This window comes from Microbacterium mcarthurae (assembly GCF_046064585.1).
Classification (GTDB): Bacteria; Actinomycetota; Actinomycetes; order Actinomycetales; family Microbacteriaceae; genus Microbacterium; species Microbacterium mcarthurae.
On the sequence record NZ_JAROCE010000001.1, the window covers coordinates 324,391 to 339,955 of the forward strand.

General features: G+C 69.3%; 18 protein-coding genes and 1 tRNA gene. 8 read left to right on the top strand and 11 right to left on the bottom strand.

Annotated features, from left to right (window positions below; translation table 11 throughout):
• Positions 1-45: 45 nt before the first annotated feature.
• Positions 46-1,296, bottom strand: a complete 1,251-nt coding sequence (gene pabB / locus P5G46_RS01560) for an aminodeoxychorismate synthase component I (protein WP_408904836.1) — start codon at positions 1,294-1,296, stop codon at positions 46-48.
• Positions 1,297-1,339: 43 nt separating this feature from the next.
• On the opposite strand from pabB, the gene P5G46_RS01565 reads away from it, so the two are divergent.
• The 5 genes from P5G46_RS01565 to P5G46_RS01585 all read left to right on the top strand — a co-directional run bounded on the left by P5G46_RS01565 (position 1,340) and on the right by P5G46_RS01585 (position 4,938).
• Positions 1,340-2,020: a DedA family protein gene (locus tag P5G46_RS01565; protein WP_408904837.1), complete on the top strand. Its 681-nt coding sequence runs from the start codon at positions 1,340-1,342 to the stop codon at positions 2,018-2,020.
• Between the two features lie 5 nt (positions 2,021-2,025).
• The gene (locus tag P5G46_RS01570) at positions 2,026-3,057 is read left to right on the top strand and encodes an App1 family protein phosphatidate phosphatase (RefSeq protein ID WP_239275390.1); all 1,032 of its coding nucleotides are present in this window, start codon (positions 2,026-2,028) and stop codon (positions 3,055-3,057) included.
• Between the two features lie 152 nt (positions 3,058-3,209).
• Positions 3,210-3,920: an SOS response-associated peptidase gene (locus P5G46_RS01575; protein ID WP_239275392.1), complete on the top strand. Its 711-nt coding sequence runs from the start codon at positions 3,210-3,212 to the stop codon at positions 3,918-3,920.
• Complete coding sequence (locus P5G46_RS01580) at positions 3,917-4,822, top strand: 3-methyladenine DNA glycosylase (protein WP_375095581.1); 906 nt, start codon at positions 3,917-3,919, stop codon at positions 4,820-4,822. Before P5G46_RS01575 ends, P5G46_RS01580 begins: the two co-directional genes overlap by 4 nt.
• 43 nt (positions 4,823-4,865) lie before the next feature.
• Positions 4,866-4,938, top strand: a tRNA-Ala gene (locus tag P5G46_RS01585).
• Between the two features lie 69 nt (positions 4,939-5,007).
• Here the strand turns inward: P5G46_RS01585 and P5G46_RS01590 are convergent.
• Positions 5,008-5,949, bottom strand: a complete 942-nt coding sequence (locus tag P5G46_RS01590) for a LysR family transcriptional regulator (RefSeq protein WP_239275396.1) — start codon at positions 5,947-5,949, stop codon at positions 5,008-5,010.
• Between the two features lie 120 nt (positions 5,950-6,069).
• Here P5G46_RS01590 and P5G46_RS01595 point away from each other — a divergent pair, with 120 nt between their 5' ends.
• Positions 6,070-7,062, top strand: coding sequence for a putative oxygenase MesX (locus P5G46_RS01595; protein ID WP_375095580.1), 993 nt, complete (start codon positions 6,070-6,072; stop codon positions 7,060-7,062).
• Between the two features lie 17 nt (positions 7,063-7,079).
• The gene (locus P5G46_RS01600) at positions 7,080-8,117 is read left to right on the top strand and encodes a methionine synthase (RefSeq protein WP_408904838.1); all 1,038 of its coding nucleotides are present in this window, start codon (positions 7,080-7,082) and stop codon (positions 8,115-8,117) included.
• Between the two features lie 50 nt (positions 8,118-8,167).
• Here P5G46_RS01600 and rsfS read toward each other — a convergent pair whose 3' ends face one another.
• The 9 genes from rsfS to rplU form a co-directional block, all read right to left on the bottom strand.
• The gene (gene rsfS, locus P5G46_RS01605) at positions 8,168-8,545 is read right to left on the bottom strand and encodes a ribosome silencing factor (protein WP_408904839.1); all 378 of its coding nucleotides are present in this window, start codon (positions 8,543-8,545) and stop codon (positions 8,168-8,170) included.
• Positions 8,542-9,891, bottom strand: a complete 1,350-nt coding sequence (locus tag P5G46_RS01610; RefSeq protein WP_408904840.1) for a hypothetical protein — start codon at positions 9,889-9,891, stop codon at positions 8,542-8,544. Before P5G46_RS01610 ends, rsfS begins: the two co-directional genes overlap by 4 nt.
• Positions 9,888-10,484 (bottom strand): nicotinate-nucleotide adenylyltransferase, encoded by a 597-nt coding sequence (gene nadD / locus P5G46_RS01615; RefSeq protein ID WP_239275404.1) that lies wholly within the window; start codon positions 10,482-10,484, stop codon positions 9,888-9,890. The genes P5G46_RS01610 and nadD overlap by 4 nt, the downstream gene beginning before the upstream one ends.
• Before the next feature lie 10 nt (positions 10,485-10,494).
• Positions 10,495-10,719 (bottom strand): hypothetical protein, encoded by a 225-nt coding sequence (locus P5G46_RS01620; protein ID WP_239275406.1) that lies wholly within the window; start codon positions 10,717-10,719, stop codon positions 10,495-10,497.
• Between the two features lie 50 nt (positions 10,720-10,769).
• On the bottom strand, positions 10,770-12,029 hold the full coding sequence (locus tag P5G46_RS01625; protein ID WP_408904841.1) for a glutamate-5-semialdehyde dehydrogenase: 1,260 nt from the start codon (positions 12,027-12,029) through the stop codon (positions 10,770-10,772).
• 4 nt (positions 12,030-12,033) lie between these two features.
• Entirely contained in the window at positions 12,034-12,870 is an 837-nt protein-coding gene (proB, locus tag P5G46_RS01630; protein WP_239275410.1) for a glutamate 5-kinase, read from the bottom strand.
• The gene (gene obgE / locus P5G46_RS01635; RefSeq protein ID WP_239275412.1) at positions 12,867-14,375 is read right to left on the bottom strand and encodes a GTPase ObgE; all 1,509 of its coding nucleotides are present in this window, start codon (positions 14,373-14,375) and stop codon (positions 12,867-12,869) included. Before obgE ends, proB begins: the two co-directional genes overlap by 4 nt.
• Before the next feature lie 95 nt (positions 14,376-14,470).
• Positions 14,471-14,731, bottom strand: coding sequence for a 50S ribosomal protein L27 (gene rpmA / locus P5G46_RS01640; RefSeq protein ID WP_239275414.1), 261 nt, complete (start codon positions 14,729-14,731; stop codon positions 14,471-14,473).
• Positions 14,732-14,749: 18 nt separating this feature from the next.
• Positions 14,750-15,058 (bottom strand): 50S ribosomal protein L21, encoded by a 309-nt coding sequence (gene rplU / locus P5G46_RS01645; protein WP_022878253.1) that lies wholly within the window; start codon positions 15,056-15,058, stop codon positions 14,750-14,752.
• A 212-nt stretch (positions 15,059-15,270) separates the two neighbouring features.
• Here rplU and P5G46_RS01650 point away from each other — a divergent pair, with 212 nt between their 5' ends.
• Positions 15,271-15,549 (top strand): DUF4031 domain-containing protein, encoded by a 279-nt coding sequence (locus P5G46_RS01650; protein WP_239275416.1) that lies wholly within the window; start codon positions 15,271-15,273, stop codon positions 15,547-15,549.
• Positions 15,550-15,565: the final 16 nt, after the last annotated feature.

Sequence of the window (15,565 nt, forward strand, 5' to 3'; positions counted from 1 at the left end):
CAGGCTACCGGACCGCGCGCGGGCGCTTCCGGCTCGCGGGGGCCGTCACCATCCGGGGGGAACGGTGGCCCCGACGGCCGCGAGGGGCGCTCGCGCCTTGATGCCGACCTCGGCGACCTCGGATGCCGCGACCGACCGCCACGTGATCCCGCCGCCGGCCCCGACCCAGGCGGCATCCGGCTCGACGACGATGCTGCGGATGACCATCGCGAGATCCGCAGCCCCATCGTCGCCGATCCACCCGAAGGTGCCCGAGTAGATGCCGCGCGGCGCCCCCTCGAGTTCGGCGAGGATCTCCATGGCCGAGGCCTTGGGGGCGCCGGTCATGCTCCCCGCCGGGAAGGCGGCATCCACCACGTCGCCCATGCGTGTTCCGGGCCGGAGCCGACCCGAGACCTCGCTGACGAGCTGATGCACCGTCGGATAGGTCTCGACCTCGAGGAGCCGGTCCACCCCCACCGACGACGGAACGCACACCCGCGAGAGGTCGTTGCGCATGAGGTCGACGATCATGACGTTCTCGGCGCGCTCCTTGGCATCCGACCGCAGGTCCTCGGCGAGGGCTGCGTCGCGCACGGGATCGGGATGCCGGGGGCGGGTGCCCTTGATGGGGTGCGTGTGGACACGGCCACCGCGCACCTCGAGGAAGCGCTCGGGCGAAGCGCTCACGAGAGACGTGTCACCGATGCGGACGAGAGCGCCGTGGTGCGACGAGGCGGTGGCGCGCAGGCGGCGGAAGGCGGCGAGGGCATCGACGGTGCCGGGAATGGTGAAACGTGTCGTGAGGCAGAGCTGATACGCGTCGCCATCGGCGATCCGGTCGCGGCACGCCTCGATGAGCTCGGCGTACCGCCCGGGTGAATGACGAGCGGATGCCGCACCCCGGTGCTCAGCCTCGGCGACCGTCGGGGCGTTCGGGCTCGCCGACGCCGCCGCGGCGAGGTCCGCGACGGACCCGGTGGATGAGATCGCCCACACCCGCCGAGAGGCGTGATCGAAAGCCAGCAGCTCGTCGGCACGGAGCCACGACGGGACGCCCTCGTACGAGATCCACCCCACCCATCCGCCGCGGAAGCGCGGGCCCTCGGCATCGCGGAAGGCGTGGGACGCGGCATCCGTCTGGAACGGCGCAGCGGACGCGTCGGGCTGCCCCGTTCCGAGGTAGCTCCACCCGGCTCCGGCGTCGCGACCCGCGTCGAGCCAGAACGCGTGACGAGACGACGCGAAAACAGACGAGAACACGTCTTCGGGGTCGCGCCACCGGGGCAGGGCAACCATCGAGACAGAACGCGGCACGCTCCCAGGCTAGGACGAACCCACGGCCCGTAGGCTGAGCGAGGTGAACGAGATCCTCACGTGGCTCCTCGACGTCGTGCAGAACGTCGATCCCGTGGTGCGCACGCTCGTCGCCGGACTCGCGATCATGCTCGAAACGAGCGTGCTGGTCGGTCTCGTCGTCCCCGGCGACACCGTCGTCATCGTCGCCGGCACCGCCATCGCCTCGCCCGTCGAGGGCGTCATCCTCGGTGCCACCGTGGTGATCGGTTCGCTCCTCGGAGAAAGCATCGGATTCTGGCTCGGGCGCTACTTCGGCCCGCGTATCCGGGCGTCACGGCTCGGGCAGAAGCTCGGAGACAACAACTGGGACCGGGCCGACCGATACCTGCGGCGCCGCGGCGGACCCGCGATCTTCCTCTCCCGCTTCCTCCCGGTGCTGCACTCGCTCGTCCCCCTGACGGTCGGAATGAGCGGGTACCCCTACCGTCGGTTCCTCGCCTGGACCGCGCCGGCGTGCGTGCTGTGGGCGGCGCTCTACATCACCGTTGCCGCGTCGGCGGCCGGCACCTACCGCGAGCTGGCCGACCGCATCCATTACGCCGGCTACCTCTTCGCCGGCATCATCGTCGTCTTCCTCCTCCTGGTGTACGCGGGGAAGAAGGTGCTGGAGCGCATCGAGCGTCGTCACCTCGCCGACGATCCTGATCCTCTCGAACCGGTGGGCGACGACGTGAAAGACTGAGCGGGATGCCTCGCTCCTCTCGCGCCAAAGTGCTCTGGTTCGCCCGCCTCGAGTACCGCTTCCACGCCTGGCGCGAACGTCGCGCACGCGCCCGCGGTCTGCGCCCCGCCGTGACGGGGTTCCCCGGCTACGGGACCGAGGAATGGGTGCGGGTGCTGGGCCGGGTGCTCATCGCGCCGCCGATCAAGCGCACGTCGAACGGCGAGTTCGCGAGCCTGCGCGGCTGGCGCAGTTTCGCCGCCGTGCCCGTGGGGTACGCGCAGGTGACGGTCACGATCGAGGGCGTCTCGCACGAGGTCGTCGCCGATCGCGGCGGCGTCATCGACGCGAAACTCCCCGCGACCCTGTCCCCGGGATGGCAGACGGTGACGATGAGCGTCGAGGGCAGTGAGCCCAGCGAGACGCGCGTGTTCATCGTGGGGTCCGACGTGCGGTTCGGCGTCGTGAGCGACGTCGACGACACCGTCATGGTCACCGCGCTCCCCCGGCCGTTGCTGGCGGCGTGGAACTCGTTCGTCGTCGACGAGCACGCGCGCCAGCCCGTGCCCGGTATGGCGGTGATGCTCGAGCGGCTCTCGCGCGAGCACCCCGGAACCCCGGTCATCTACCTTTCGACCGGCGCGTGGAACGTTGCGCCCACTCTGACCCGGTTCCTCCGACGCCATCTGTTCCCGGCGGGGTCGTTCCTGCTTACCGACTGGGGTCCCACGCACGACCGCTGGTTCCGCAGCGGGCGCGACCACAAAGAGGTGAGCCTGCGCCGGATCGCCGAGGAGTTCCCGAACGTGAAGTGGCTGCTCGTCGGCGACGACGGCCAGCACGACGACGCGATCTACACGGGGTTCGCGATCGAGCACCCCGAGAGCGTCGCGGCCGTCGCCATCCGGCGTCTGCTGCCCGCCGAGGCCGTTCTCGCCGGTGGTCGCACGGTCGTCGACGATCACTCGGCCGCCGACGTCCCCTGGGTCACGGAATCCGACGGGGCGGGCCTGCTCGAGCGTCTCGAAGAGGTCGGCGTCATCTCCCGCGACCGCTGACCGCGCCGTTTCGGCGTTCCTTCGGCTCCCAGGGTCGCCGAGACGTCATCGCGCCTGCGCACGCCGCGGTGGATGTGTCGGCGCGATGCGGTTTCGCGGATGCCACGATGCCCGAGGGCGCCGGTGTCGGAGGGGCCGCGTACCGTAGAGGCATGTGCGGTCGATTCGTCGTGGCCAACGTGGCATCCGAGCTCGTGGGGGTGCTGCGCGTCGACGTCGAAGCCGATGAGCTGCCACCGCCGTCCTACAACATCGCGCCCACGGCATCCGTTGCCATCGTCCTCGACTCGGTCAAGACCGAGCCGCCGGTGCGCCGCCTCGAGGTCGCGCGGTGGGGACTCGTGCCGGGGTGGGCCAAAGACGTCAAGATCGGGGCCCGGGCGTTCAACGCCCGGTCGGAAGAGATCGAAGACAAGCCGATGTTCCGCAACGCCCTCATCAAGCGCCGCGCGGTGATTCCCGCATCGGGGTACTACGAGTGGAAGACCACCGAGGCCGGCAAGACGCCGCACTACATCCACCCTGCCGACGGCTCGCCGCTGTTCTTCGCGGGCCTCTACGAGTGGTGGAAAGACCCGGCCAGGGCCGAAGACGACCCTGCTCGATGGGTGCTGAGCTGCACGATCCTCACGCGAGACTCGATCGGCCGGCTCGGGTCGATCCACGACCGGATGCCGCTGTTCATGGACCCCGACTTCGCCGACGCGTGGCTCGACCCGACCACCGAGAACGTCGGCGACATCCTGGATGCCGCGATCGACGCCGCCCCCGACGTGGCCGAGACGCTCGACGACCACGTGGTGTCCTCGGCGGTCGGCAACGTCCGCAACGACACCCCCGACCTCATCGAGCCGGTCGAATGAGTCTCGTCCTCGACGTACCGGTGATTCCCCGCGCGGAGTGGAGCACGCGCGCCGCGGCTCACGCCGAGCGAGCCGACTCCCTCACAGCGGCCCATCGCACGCGTGCCGCGCGCGGCGAGAAGCATCCCGTCGAGGACTTCCTCTTCACCTACTACTCCTACAAGCCCGCGATCCTGCGCCGCTGGCATCCCGGTCCCGACGTTGTGCTCGCCGACGCCGACGAGCGCACCACCTGGCGCTGGTACCGGTCCACGGCCGAGGGCGTGGCGGTGGATGCCGCGGCCTTCCGCCGCGACCGTGGCTCGCTGTACCGCGGCGTCGTCGGTCTGCTCCGCGCCACCGCCGCGCGTCCGGCGCAGTTCGGCTGCTTCGGTCTGCACGAGTGGGCGATGGCCTACCGCACGGCGGACGTGCGACACGCTGTGCCGTTGCGACTGGGCACGGATGGCACCGACGCCGTGGTCGAGGCGCACGACCTGAAGTGCACGCACTACGACGCGTTCCGGTTCTTCACCCCCGATGCGGTGCCCCGGAATCGCGCGCACCTGTCGCGCGAGACCCAGGTCACCGTCGAGCAGCCCGGGTGCCTGCACGCCGGAATGGACGTCTACAAGTGGGCGGTGAAGCTCGGACCTCTGGTTCCCGGGCACCTTCTGCTCGATGCGTTCGAGCTCGCCCGCGATATCCGCACGCTCGACATGGAGGCGTCGCCGTACGACCTCGCGGACTGGGGCTACTCCCCCGTCGCGATCGAGACGCCCGAGGGGAAGGCTCAGTACGTCGCCCGCCAGCGTGCGCTGAGCGAGCGTTCCCAGACGCTGCGGACCGCTCTGCTCGCCGAGGTGACCGAGGAAGGCGACACGCCCGGTCGCGCCGATTTCCTGCGTCCTGATTCCGTGTAGTAAGCTCATGGAGTTGCCTCGAACGGGGCGGAAAACAGAAAACGGGCCTGTGGCGCAGCTGGTAGCGCACCTGCATGGCATGCAGGGGGTCAGGGGTTCGAGTCCCCTCAGGTCCACCGAAATGAATGTCCCGCGACGTAGGTCCGGGGCATTCGTCATTTCCGGCACTGCCATCGACGAGGTCTCTAGCCGAGCACCTTCACGTCGAACTCCCGCACGACCGCCCGCACCTCGTCGAGGTACCGCCGAGCCTGCTCGGTCAGCGGAATGGTCGTGTGCGCGATCCATCCGATCTCGATCCGCTCGTCGACATCGAGCGGCACCGCGACGATCTCGGGGTCGAGGTCGTCGCTGATGATCCCCGTGGAGATCGTGTACCCGCCGAGGCCGATCATGAGGTTGAAGATCGTCGCCCGGTCGGACACGCGAATCTCTTGCGCGCTCGACAACGTCGACAGGATCTCCTCGGCGAAGTAGAAGGAGTTGTTGGTGCCCTGGTCGAACGTGAGCCGCGGGAGTCCGGCGAGGTCGTCGAGGGTCACGCGCGCGCGGGCCGCCAGAGGATTCTTGCGCGAGACGAAGATGTGCGGGTCGGCCAGGAACAGCGGATGAAACGACAGTCCCGAGTCGCGCAGCAGCTTGTCGATCACGTTGCCGTTGAAGTCGTTGCGATACAGGATGCCGAGCTCGCTGCGCAGCGTCCGCACATCCTCGATGATGTCCCACGTCCGCGTCTCTCGCAGCGAGAACTCGTACTCCGGCGCCGCACTGGCCTTCACCATCCGGACGAACGCGTCGACGGCGAAAGAGTAGTGCTGCGTCGACACGCCCAGGAGGCGGCGCGACGGTGGTCGATCGAGGTAGCGCTGCTCGAGGAGGGCCACCTGCTCGACGACCTGTCGGGCGTAGCCGAGGAACTCCACGCCGTCCGATGTCAGGGTGATGCCTCGCGCCGAGCGGACCATCAGCGAGCGCCCCACGCGGGCTTCGAGGTCCTTCATCGCTGCCGACATCGTCGGTTGCGACACGTACAGCAGATCGGCGGCGGCAGAGATCGAGCCCTCTGCGGCGACCTCGATGAAGGACTGGAGCTGCTGGAGCGTCACGCCGCTCGTTCGCCGGGCCATAGGCACAGCCTATAGACATGGATAGCTGAACCGGATTACCCGATGGCAGCCCGGGACACGCACCATGGGAACACCGATGACTGTGCGGCACGAGCCGCCGAACGACTGGAGTGTCTGGACATGTCGAACGACTTCACGTTCCGGATCTCGACCACGCGCTTCGACGAGGACTACTCCCCGTCGGAGAGCTCGCGTGCGACGACGAACTTCGCCAACCTCGCCCGCGGCGCGGATCGTCAGGAGAACCTGCGCAACGCGCTGACGATGATCGACCGCCGGTTCAACGACCTCGCTCGCTGGGACAACCCGGAGGGTGACCGCTACACGCTCGAGATCGACATCGTGTCCGTCGACCTGGAGTTCGCGGCATCCGGAGACGACCAACGATTCCCCCTGCTGGAGGTGCTCGATCTGGTGATCGTCGACCGACAGACCGGTGCACGCCACCACGGGATCGTGGGCAACAACTTCTCGTCCTACCTGCGGGACTTCGACTTCAGCGTTCTTCTGCCCGCCGCGAGCGCCGCCGCCGGCGGCTTCACGGTGCCCGAGGACTTCGGCGTCCTGCACGGCAAGCTGTTCGAGGCGTTCCTGGACTCCCCCGAGTACCGTGAGCGCTTCACCGTGTCGCCGGTCATCTGCATCAGCGTCTCCACGAGCAAGACCTACCGCCGCACCGACAACCGCCACCCCGTGCTCGGCGTCGAGTACGTGCAGGACGAGTACTCGCTCACCGACGAGTACTTCGGGAAGATGGGCCTCCGTGTTCGCTACTTCCTCCCCGAGGGGAGCTCCGCCCCGCTGGCGTTCTACTTCCGCGGTGACCTGCTGAACGACTACACGAACCTGCAGCTCATCGGCACGATCAGCACGATGGAGACGTTCCAGAAGATCTACCGCCCCGAGATCTACAACGCCAACTCCGCCGCCGCCGGCGTCTTCCGCCCCACCCTCGACAGCAGCGACTTCTCGCGGACACGCGTGGACTACGACCGCGACGAGCGCTCGCGCCTCGCGCTCACCCAGGGCAAGTGGGCAGAGGAGCACTTCGTCACACCGCACGGGGACGCACTGGCCCGCTGGGCAGGCCTCTCCCCCGCCCTCGTCCACTGATCCGCCGGAGCACACCCGTGAACACCCTTCTCCCCACCGCCGCTGTCGGCAGTCTCCCGAAGCCCTCGTGGCTCGCCGAGCCCGAGAAGCTCTGGTCCCCCTGGGCCCTCGACGCAGACGCGCTGGTCGAGGGCAAGCAAGACGCCCTCCGCGCCGCCGTGCACGAACAGCGCCGGCGCGGCATCGACATCATCAGCGACGGCGAGCAGACCCGCCAGCATTTCGTCACCACCTTCATCGAGCACCTTCGCGGGGTGGACTTCGAGAACCGTGAGACCGTCCGCATCCGTGACCGGTACGACGCCAGCGTGCCGACCGTCGTCGGGGCCGTGGAGCGCGTCAAGCCGGTCTTCGTTCAGGATGCCGCCTTCCTCCGTCAACAGACCGATCAGCCGATCAAGTGGGCGCTGCCCGGACCGATGACGATGATCGACACCCTCGCGGACCGCTACTACAACAGCCGCGAGAAGCTCGCGTGGGAGTTCGCCGGCATCCTGAACCAGGAGGCGAAGGAGCTCGAAGCCGCCGGCGTCGACATCATCCAGTTCGACGAACCCGCCTTCAACGTCTTCTTCGACGAGGTGCGGGACTGGGGTATGGCCGCGCTCGAGCGCGCCGTCGAGGGCCTTCGCGCCGAGACCGCCGTCCACATCTGCTACGGCTACGGCATCAAGGCGAACACCGATTGGAAGGCCACGCTCGGCCCGGAGTGGCGGCAGTACGAGGAGTCGTTCCCTCTGCTTCAGCAGTCGAGCATCGACATCGTCTCGCTCGAGTCGCACAACTCCCGCATCCCGATCGAGGTGATCGAACTGATTCGAGGCAAGAAGGTCATGCTCGGCGCCGTCGATGTGGCCTCGCATGACATCGAACGTCCCGAAGAGGTGGCGCACACCCTGCGCCGGGCGCTGGAGTTCGTGGATGCCGACAAACTCATCGCCAGCTCGAACTGCGGAATGGCGCCTCTGCCGCGCGACGTCGCCCTGGCCAAGCTCAGCGCGCTCAGCGCGGGTGCCGCTCTTCTTCGGCAGGAGCTCACCGGCGCTCTCGTCTGACCCGTGAACGCCGAAGGGCCGCCCCTCTGTGGGGCGGCCCTTCGTGCAGTTCAGTCGGCGGAGGCCGGTGCCGGCAGCTCCAGCGGCACGACCGGGCAGTCCTTCCATAGGCGCTCGAGCCCGTAGTAGACGCGCTCCTGCTCGTGGAAGACGTGCACGACGAGATCGCCGAAGTCGAGCAAGACCCACCGCGACTCCTGGCGGCCCTCGCGACGCAGGCGCTTGTGCCCGGCCTCCAGCAGCTTCTCTTCGACCTCGTCGGCGATGGCCGCGACGTTGCGCTCATTGCGACCCGTCACGAGCAGGAAGATGTCGACGAGCGGAAGAGGCTCGGACACGTCGAGGGCGACGAGGTCTTCCCCGGACTTCGAATCGGCGGCGATCGCGGCGATGCGCGCCATCTCGATTCCGTTGGCGCTGGCTGTCATCCGAACACTCCTGTCGTGAAGGCGAGGACCAGCGCGACGGCGACCGCGACGGCGAGAGCGCCTGTGGTGATGATGAGACCGATGACGAGCTTGCTGCCCTTCTCGGGTGCCGGGGGGCGGATGATCTCACCGGGTTGCTTGACGGTGCTGATGGCGGCGCTGGCCGCGATCGGGGTCGGGGACGATGCCGGGGGCAGCTCGCCGTCGAGAAGAACGGCATCCACGTCGCGCCCGTCGGTGGTGCCCGGCGCGTGACCCGCCGAGCCGAGACCCTCCGGCAGCTCGAACGTTCCCGTGATGAGCACCTCGCCGGTCGAGGTGACCGGGCCGACGAGCGGCACGCCCGCCGGGGTCTGCGAGAGGATCAGCGCGTTCGGTGTCGAGACCGAGCCCGTCGCCGCGGCGCTGCGAGAGATCAGCTGATCGAAGGACGGCGGCAGCGAGATCTCGGGCGTCTGGCCCTTCAAGAGGTCGGACCCCAGCGCGGGGTTCACGGTCGACACCGGCGCCGGGTCGTCGGTCGCGGTTTCGTCGGTCGCCTCCGCCTCCTCGGGTGCGGCGGGGCGGAAGATCGCCTGCAGCCCGGCGGAGTCGTCCCGCGCCGCCGTCTCGGCCTCGTTCGTCGCGGACGCCACGGCGTCGGTGTCCGCGTCGTGGGAGGTCGCCGACTCCGCAGACGGGATGGCGGACTCGGAGACCGGCTCGGCCGTTTCGTCGCGCGTCGTCGGGACGCCGGGTTCGAGATCGGGCGAGATGATCGGAACGGATGCCGTGCGGATGCGCTCCTGTGCGCGGACCTGCCGCCGGGTGAGGCCGGTCACGCCGAGATCGGGGCCCGAGGAGGGCGGGAACGTGGCCGGGACGAGGGGCGGCTCGGGCGCGGTGTCCGGTGCCGTCACGGCATCCGCCTCAGTCTCCCCCGACGCGGGTGCGTCGTCGGCGGGGGCGGGCTCGGTCACCGGCTCGGCAGCGGCCTTGTCGGCCTTGTTGCGGCCGAACAGACCGCCCAGCACGCCGCCCTTCTTGGCGGGGGGTTCAGACACCGTCTCCGGGTCCGCGCCCGCATCGCTCTCGGCGACGGGCTCGTCGCGGTCGGTGGCGGGAGCCACGGATTCGCCCTCGCTCGCGGCATCCGCGGCATCCGCAGCCACATCGGCGATCGCGGCATCCGGTGCCTCCGCGGGAGGGGCATCGTGAGCCGTCTGCGGCTCGGCGGCCGGCGCAGTGGCGTTCTCGGGCGCGGCGTCAGGCTGCGGCGTGATGATCGGCGTCGCGCCGGTGTTGCGGAGTTCGCGCAGCTGACGCCGCGTCAGCGGCGGGTTCTCGGGGGTCTCGGATGTGCTCATGCAGGGCTCCGGTAGAGGTGGTGCTTCGCGATGTACTGCACGACGCCGTCGGGCACGAGGTACCACACGGGGTGGCCTCGGCGCACGCGGGCGCGGCAGTCGGTGGACGAGATGCTCAGTGCGGGGATCTCCAGCTGGCTGACGTCTTCGGTGGGCAGGCCCTCCGTGGTCAGGACATGTCCAGGCCGGGAGACCGCCACGAAATGGGCCAGATCCCACAGCTCCTGGTGATTGCGCCAGCCGAGGATCTGCGCCACGGCGTCGGCCCCGGTGATGAAGAACAACTCGGCACCGGGGCGCTCGCGCTGGAGGTCGCGCAGAGTGTCGATGGTGTACGTCGGGCCGGCGCGGTCGATGTCGACGCGGCTCACGGTGAACTGCGGATTGGATGCCGTCGCGATCACCGTCATGAGGTAGCGGTGTTCGCTCTCGGTGACGTCGTCCTTCTGCCAGGGACGGCCGGTGGGGACGAAGACGACCTCATCGAGATCGAAGGACTGCGCGACCTCGCTGGCCGCGACCAGGTGACCGTGATGGATGGGATCGAACGTCCCACCCATGACCCCGATCCGAGGGGCGCGCGTCACCGACATACGGTGGGCCTCAGTGGCCGTGGGCCTCGGGGGTGGGCGTCCCGTGCTTCTGGGTGTACGCCGCGGCCTTGTGCGCGTGACGGTTCGACACGTTGCGGTACGACAGTGTGACCAGGCTCAGCGCGATGAAGACGACGAAGGCCACAGCGCCGTACCAGAAGGTCTCGGCCTGCACGTTGCCGCCGTGATGTGCGCCCTCTTCAGCGGCGTGGGCGATCAGCGTGGCGAAAGTCATCAGTGCTCCGTTCGAGAATTCTGCGCAAGGCGCGAGTTTATTTTATGCGTTCAGGTTCGGACCTGGCCGTCGCCGCGCCCGAGCCACTTCGTGCTGGTGAGCTCGGCGAGACCCATCGGCCCTCGGGCGTGGAGTTTCTGGGTCGAGATGCCGACCTCGGCACCGAAGCCGAACTCGCCGCCATCGGTGAACCGGGTCGACGCGTTCACCAGCACGACGGCCGAATCGACCTCCGCCAGGAAGCGGGTGGCGGCAGCCTCGTCCTCGGTGATGATCGACTCGGTGTGGTGGGTGGAGTAGCGACGGATGTGGTCGAGCGCGGCGTCGAGATCGTCGACCACGCGCACGGCGAGATCGAGGCTCAGGTACTCGGTCGCCCAGTCTGCGTCCGTGGCCGCGACGACGCGCGGGTCGTACCCGGCGGTGGTGTCGTCACCGTGCACGCGCACACCGGCGCCCGCCAACGCACCGAGGAGGTCGGGCAGCAGCCGATCGGCGGCGTCGCGGTGCACGAGAACCGTCTCGACGGCATTGCAGACGCTCGGGCGCTGGGTCTTGGCGTTCAGCACGATCTTCCGCGCCCACTCGTCGCGTGCCGTGGCATCCAGGTAGACGTGGACCACGCCGGCCCCGGTCTCGATCACGGGGACGGTCGACTCCGTCACGACCGTCTCGATGAGGCTCGCGCTGCCGCGCGGGACGAGCACATCGACCAGGCCGCGGGCGTTCATCAGTGCGCGCGCGCCGTCCCTCCCGAAGTCGTCGACCGTCTGAATGGCCTCCGGAGAGACGCGCTGGCTCGCCAGAGCCTGACGCATCACCTCGACGAGCGCCGCGTTCGAACTCTGCGCGGCGGAACCGCCACGCAACACCACCGCGTTGCCGGCGCGCAGGGCCAGAGCGGCGATGTCGACCGTCACGTTGGGGCGGGCTTCGTAGATGGAGCCGACGACTCCGAACGGCACCGCCACCTTCTGCAGTTCCAGACCGTTGGGAAGCGTACGTCGATCGAGGACCCGGCCGACGGGGTCGGGCAGCTCGGCGACCTCGCGGACCGCCGTGGCGAGCGCCGCCACACGGGTGGCATCCAACCGAAGACGGTCGAGCAGAGCGTCGCCGATCTCGGCGCTGCGCCCGCGCTCCAGATCGTCGGCGTTGGCCGCGACGATCGTGTCGGTCGCCGAGTCGATGGCGTCGGCGATCGCGCGCAGCATCCCCGTCTTCGCCGCGGAGTCGAGAAGGCCCACCTGGCGCGCAGCATCCTTCGCCAGGCGCAGGCGTTCGTCGACCGAGACAGCGGTGAGGGTCATCGCGTCAGTCTAGCGCCGCGGCTACCGCGCCCACGGGGCCCGTGGCGAGGGTGACCGGATCGGGGTGCGGGGCGAACCAGGTGCCCACGGCGGCGCCCGCGAGGGCCTCCGCGACGAGATCGGCGCTGGTCACGAGGACACCCACTCCGGCAGACGACGCGAGCTTCGCCGCCGACGCCTTGGTGGCGGCCCCGCCGGTGCCGACACCATTGACCGTGACCGACCCGAACGTGTACTCCGAGAGGTCGTCGCCCCACTCCACGTCGGTGATCGGGCGAGCACCGGGCTCGCTCGGCGGAGCGGTGTACAGGCACTCGATGTCGCTGAGCAGCACGAGCGCGTCGGCACCGATCAGCTGAGCGACGAGGGCCGCCAGCCGGTCGTTGTCACCGAAGCGGATCTCGTGCGTGGCCACGGTGTCGTTCTCGTTGACGATGGGCAGGATGCCGAGCCCCAGAAGTCGCTCCATCGCCCGGCGCGCGTTCGAGCGGTGCGTGGCGTTCTCCAGGTCGCCCGCGGTCAACAGCACCTGTCCCCCGAGCAGCCCGAATCGGTCGAGGGAGGTCTGGTAGCGCCACATCAGCACGTTCTGTCCGACGGCAGCCGCCGCCTGCTGGGTCGCCAGGTCGTTCGGCCGCCCGCGCAGATCGAGCAAGGGAAGGGCCGTCGCGATCGCGCCCGAGGAGACGAGGACCACCTCGACCCCGGCCTCGCGAGCGTGGGCGAGAGCATCGACGATGAGATCGATGCGGAAGGCCCCGTCGCCGCTGATCGAGGACGATCCGACCTTGACCACGACGCGCGTCGCGGCGGGCAGATCGGTGCGGACGCGCGCGGTCATCGATCCTCCTCGTCGTCGGATGCCCGAGCCGCGAGGCGCTCCGCCTCCAGCTCGGCGCGAGCGTCGGCCTTGGCATCCATCCGCTCGTGGTAGCGCTCACGTCGCTCGGACGTGGTGCGACGAGAGTTCTGCACCAGGCGCGGATCGGTTCCGCGCGGCGCCGTCATCAGCTCGGCCGCCGAGGAGAGCGTGGGTTCCCAATCGAAGACAATCCCGTCACCGGGGCCGATCACGACCGTGGCACCGGCGACCGCACCGGCGCGGAACAGCTCGTCCTCGACGCCGAGACGGGCCAAGCGGTCCGCGAGGTAGCCGACGGCCTCTTCGTTTTGGAAGTCGGTCTGCTGCACCCACTTGACGGGCTTGTCGCCGAGGATCCGGTAGACCGGACCGTACGTGCCGCCCTCGACTTTGATCGTGAAGTCCTTCTCGGACCCGTGCGGCCGGATGACAATCCGCTCGGCGGGAAGATCGTCGATCGTCGCGACCCGGTGCTCTTCGACGATCTCGGCGAGGGCGAACGTGAGCTCGCGCAGACCCGCACGGCTGACCGTGGAGATCTCGAACACGCGGAACCCGCGCGATTCGAGGTCGGGGCGCACGAGGTCGGCGAGGTCACGGGCCTCGGGCACGTCCACCTTGTTCAGTGCGACGATCTGCGGGCGCTCGAGCAGCGGGATCTGGCCCTCGGGCACCGGGTACGCGGCCAGCTCGGCCAGAATGACATCCAGGTCGGTCAACGGGTCGCGGCCCGGGTCGAGCGTCGCGCAGTCCAGCACGTGAACCAGAGCCGTGCAGCGCTCGACGTGGCGGAGGAACTCCAAGCCGAGGCCGCGGCCTTCGCTCGCCCCCTCGATGAGGCCCGGGACGTCGGCGACCGTGAAGCGCACGTCGCCGGCCTGCACGACGCCGAGGTTGGGGTGCAGCGTCGTGAACGGGTAGTCGGCGATCTTCGGCCGCGCGGCCGACACGGCGGCGATCAGGCTCGACTTCCCGGCAGAGGGGAAGCCCACCAGCGCCACATCCGCCACGGTCTTGAGCTCGAGGACGACATCGCCCTCCCACCCGGGGGTCCCCAGCAGCGCGAAGCCGGGAGCCTTGCGCTTGGGCGAGGCCAAAGCGGCGTTGCCGAGTCCCCCGAGCCCGCCGGGGGCGACGACGAAGCGCATGCCCGGCGTGAGCATGTCAACGAGCACGGTGCCGTCGGGATCCTTCACGACCGTTCCGAGCGGAACCGGCAACTCGGTCATCTCGCCGGCGGCGCCGGAGCGGTGATCACCCATGCCGAAGCCTCCGTTGCCGGCGGAGCGGTGTGGCGAGTGGTGGTACGACAGCAGCGTGGTCACCTGCGGGTCGGCGACGAGCACCACGTCGCCGCCGTGCCCGCCGTTGCCCCCGTCCGGGCCCGCCAGCGGCTTGAACTTCTCGCGGCGCACCGACACGCAGCCGTTGCCGCCCTTTCCCGCACGCAGATGCAGGGTGACGCGGTCGACGAAGGTGACCATGAGGGTCCTCCCGGGATGGGCCGGCGATACCGGCGGAGAAAAACGACGAGGGGGCGGGCAGTGCCCACCCCCTCGGGAACGACGTGTGCTGCGGATTACTCCGCGGCGGCAGCGACGATGTTGACGACCTTGCGGCCGCCCTTCTGGCCGAACTCGACCGCGCCGGCGGCGAGAGCGAACAGCGTGTCATCGCCACCGCGGCCGACGTTGGCGCCGGGGTGGAAGTGCGTACCGCGCTGGCGGACGAGGATCTCGCCGGCGTTGACGGCCTGGCCGCCGAAGCGCTTCACGCCGAGGCGCTGTGCGTTGGAGTCACGACCGTTACGGGTGGAGCTTGCGCCCTTTTTGTGTGCCATCTCTGCGTCTCCTGGCTCTTACTTGATGCCGGTGATCTTGACGCGCGTGAGGTCCTGACGGTGGCCCTGGCGCTTCTTGTAGCCGGTCTTGTTCTTGAACTTCTGGATCACGATCTTCGGACCGCGCTCCTCACCGAGGACCTCGGCCGTGACCGAGACCTTCGCGAGCTTGTCGGCGTCGGTCGTGACGGTCTCGCCGTCGACGAACAGAACGGCGGGCAGCTGGATGCTCTCGCCGACCTTCGCCGCCTGGCGATCGAGCACGACGATCGTGCCGACCTCGACCTTCTCCTGCCGGCCGCCGGCGCGCACAACTGCGTAAACCACTTCACACCTGTTTCGTTCGGGAGCGCACGGCTCCGGTTGTCTGATGACGTCGGGAGGGCGGAACGCCCTGAGTCTCGGTGCGATCCAGCCGGCCTGAGCCGACGGGGTCTCGCGTCAATCGCGCGGACACGACGCACCAAAGGACGAGTTTAGCTCACCGAGAGACATCCGGCAAAAGCATCGGGGCCGCGTGTCGGCCGTAGGATCGCGGCGTGGCCATTCTCATCGACGACCCGCAGTGGCCCGCGCACGGCCGTCTGTGGGCGCACCTCGTGAGCGACTCGAACCTCGCCGAGCTGCACGCCTTCGCCGCGGCTGCCGGTATCCCCCGCCGAGCGTTCGACCTCGACCACTACGACGTGCCCGACGAGCGGCACGCCGACTTGGTCGCCGCCGGCGCAGAGCACGTCGGTGGACGCGAGCTCGTTCGTCGTCTCCGGGCCTCGGGGCTGCGCATCACCGCCCGCGAGCGCCGCGCCCCCAAAGCGTGAGGTGCCAAGAATTGTC

Bases quoted from the DNA above. Each gene is read 5' to 3' on its own strand.
- proB (WP_239275410.1), bottom strand. From the start codon at position 12,870: ATGACCGCGCGCGTCCGCACCGATCTGCCCGCCGCGACGCGCGTCGTG.
- P5G46_RS01620 (WP_239275406.1), bottom strand. From the start codon at position 10,719: ATGACTTTCGCCACGCTGATCGCCCACGCCGCTGAAGAGGGCGCACAT.
- P5G46_RS01580 (WP_375095581.1), top strand. From the start codon at position 3,917: ATGAGTCTCGTCCTCGACGTACCGGTGATTCCCCGCGCGGAGTGGAGC.
- obgE (WP_239275412.1), bottom strand. From the start codon at position 14,375: ATGGTCACCTTCGTCGACCGCGTCACCCTGCATCTGCGTGCGGGAAAG.
- P5G46_RS01570 (WP_239275390.1), top strand. From the start codon at position 2,026: ATGCCTCGCTCCTCTCGCGCCAAAGTGCTCTGGTTCGCCCGCCTCGAG.
- P5G46_RS01575 (WP_239275392.1), top strand. From the start codon at position 3,210: ATGTGCGGTCGATTCGTCGTGGCCAACGTGGCATCCGAGCTCGTGGGG.
- rpmA (WP_239275414.1), bottom strand. From the start codon at position 14,731: ATGGCACACAAAAAGGGCGCAAGCTCCACCCGTAACGGTCGTGACTCC.
- P5G46_RS01625 (WP_408904841.1), bottom strand. From the start codon at position 12,029: ATGACCCTCACCGCTGTCTCGGTCGACGAACGCCTGCGCCTGGCGAAG.
- P5G46_RS01610 (WP_408904840.1), bottom strand. From the start codon at position 9,891: ATGAGCACATCCGAGACCCCCGAGAACCCGCCGCTGACGCGGCGTCAG.
- rsfS (WP_408904839.1), bottom strand. From the start codon at position 8,545: ATGACAGCCAGCGCCAACGGAATCGAGATGGCGCGCATCGCCGCGATC.
- P5G46_RS01590 (WP_239275396.1), bottom strand. From the start codon at position 5,949: ATGGCCCGGCGAACGAGCGGCGTGACGCTCCAGCAGCTCCAGTCCTTC.
- nadD (WP_239275404.1), bottom strand. From the start codon at position 10,484: ATGTCGGTGACGCGCGCCCCTCGGATCGGGGTCATGGGTGGGACGTTC.
- P5G46_RS01595 (WP_375095580.1), top strand. From the start codon at position 6,070: ATGTCGAACGACTTCACGTTCCGGATCTCGACCACGCGCTTCGACGAG.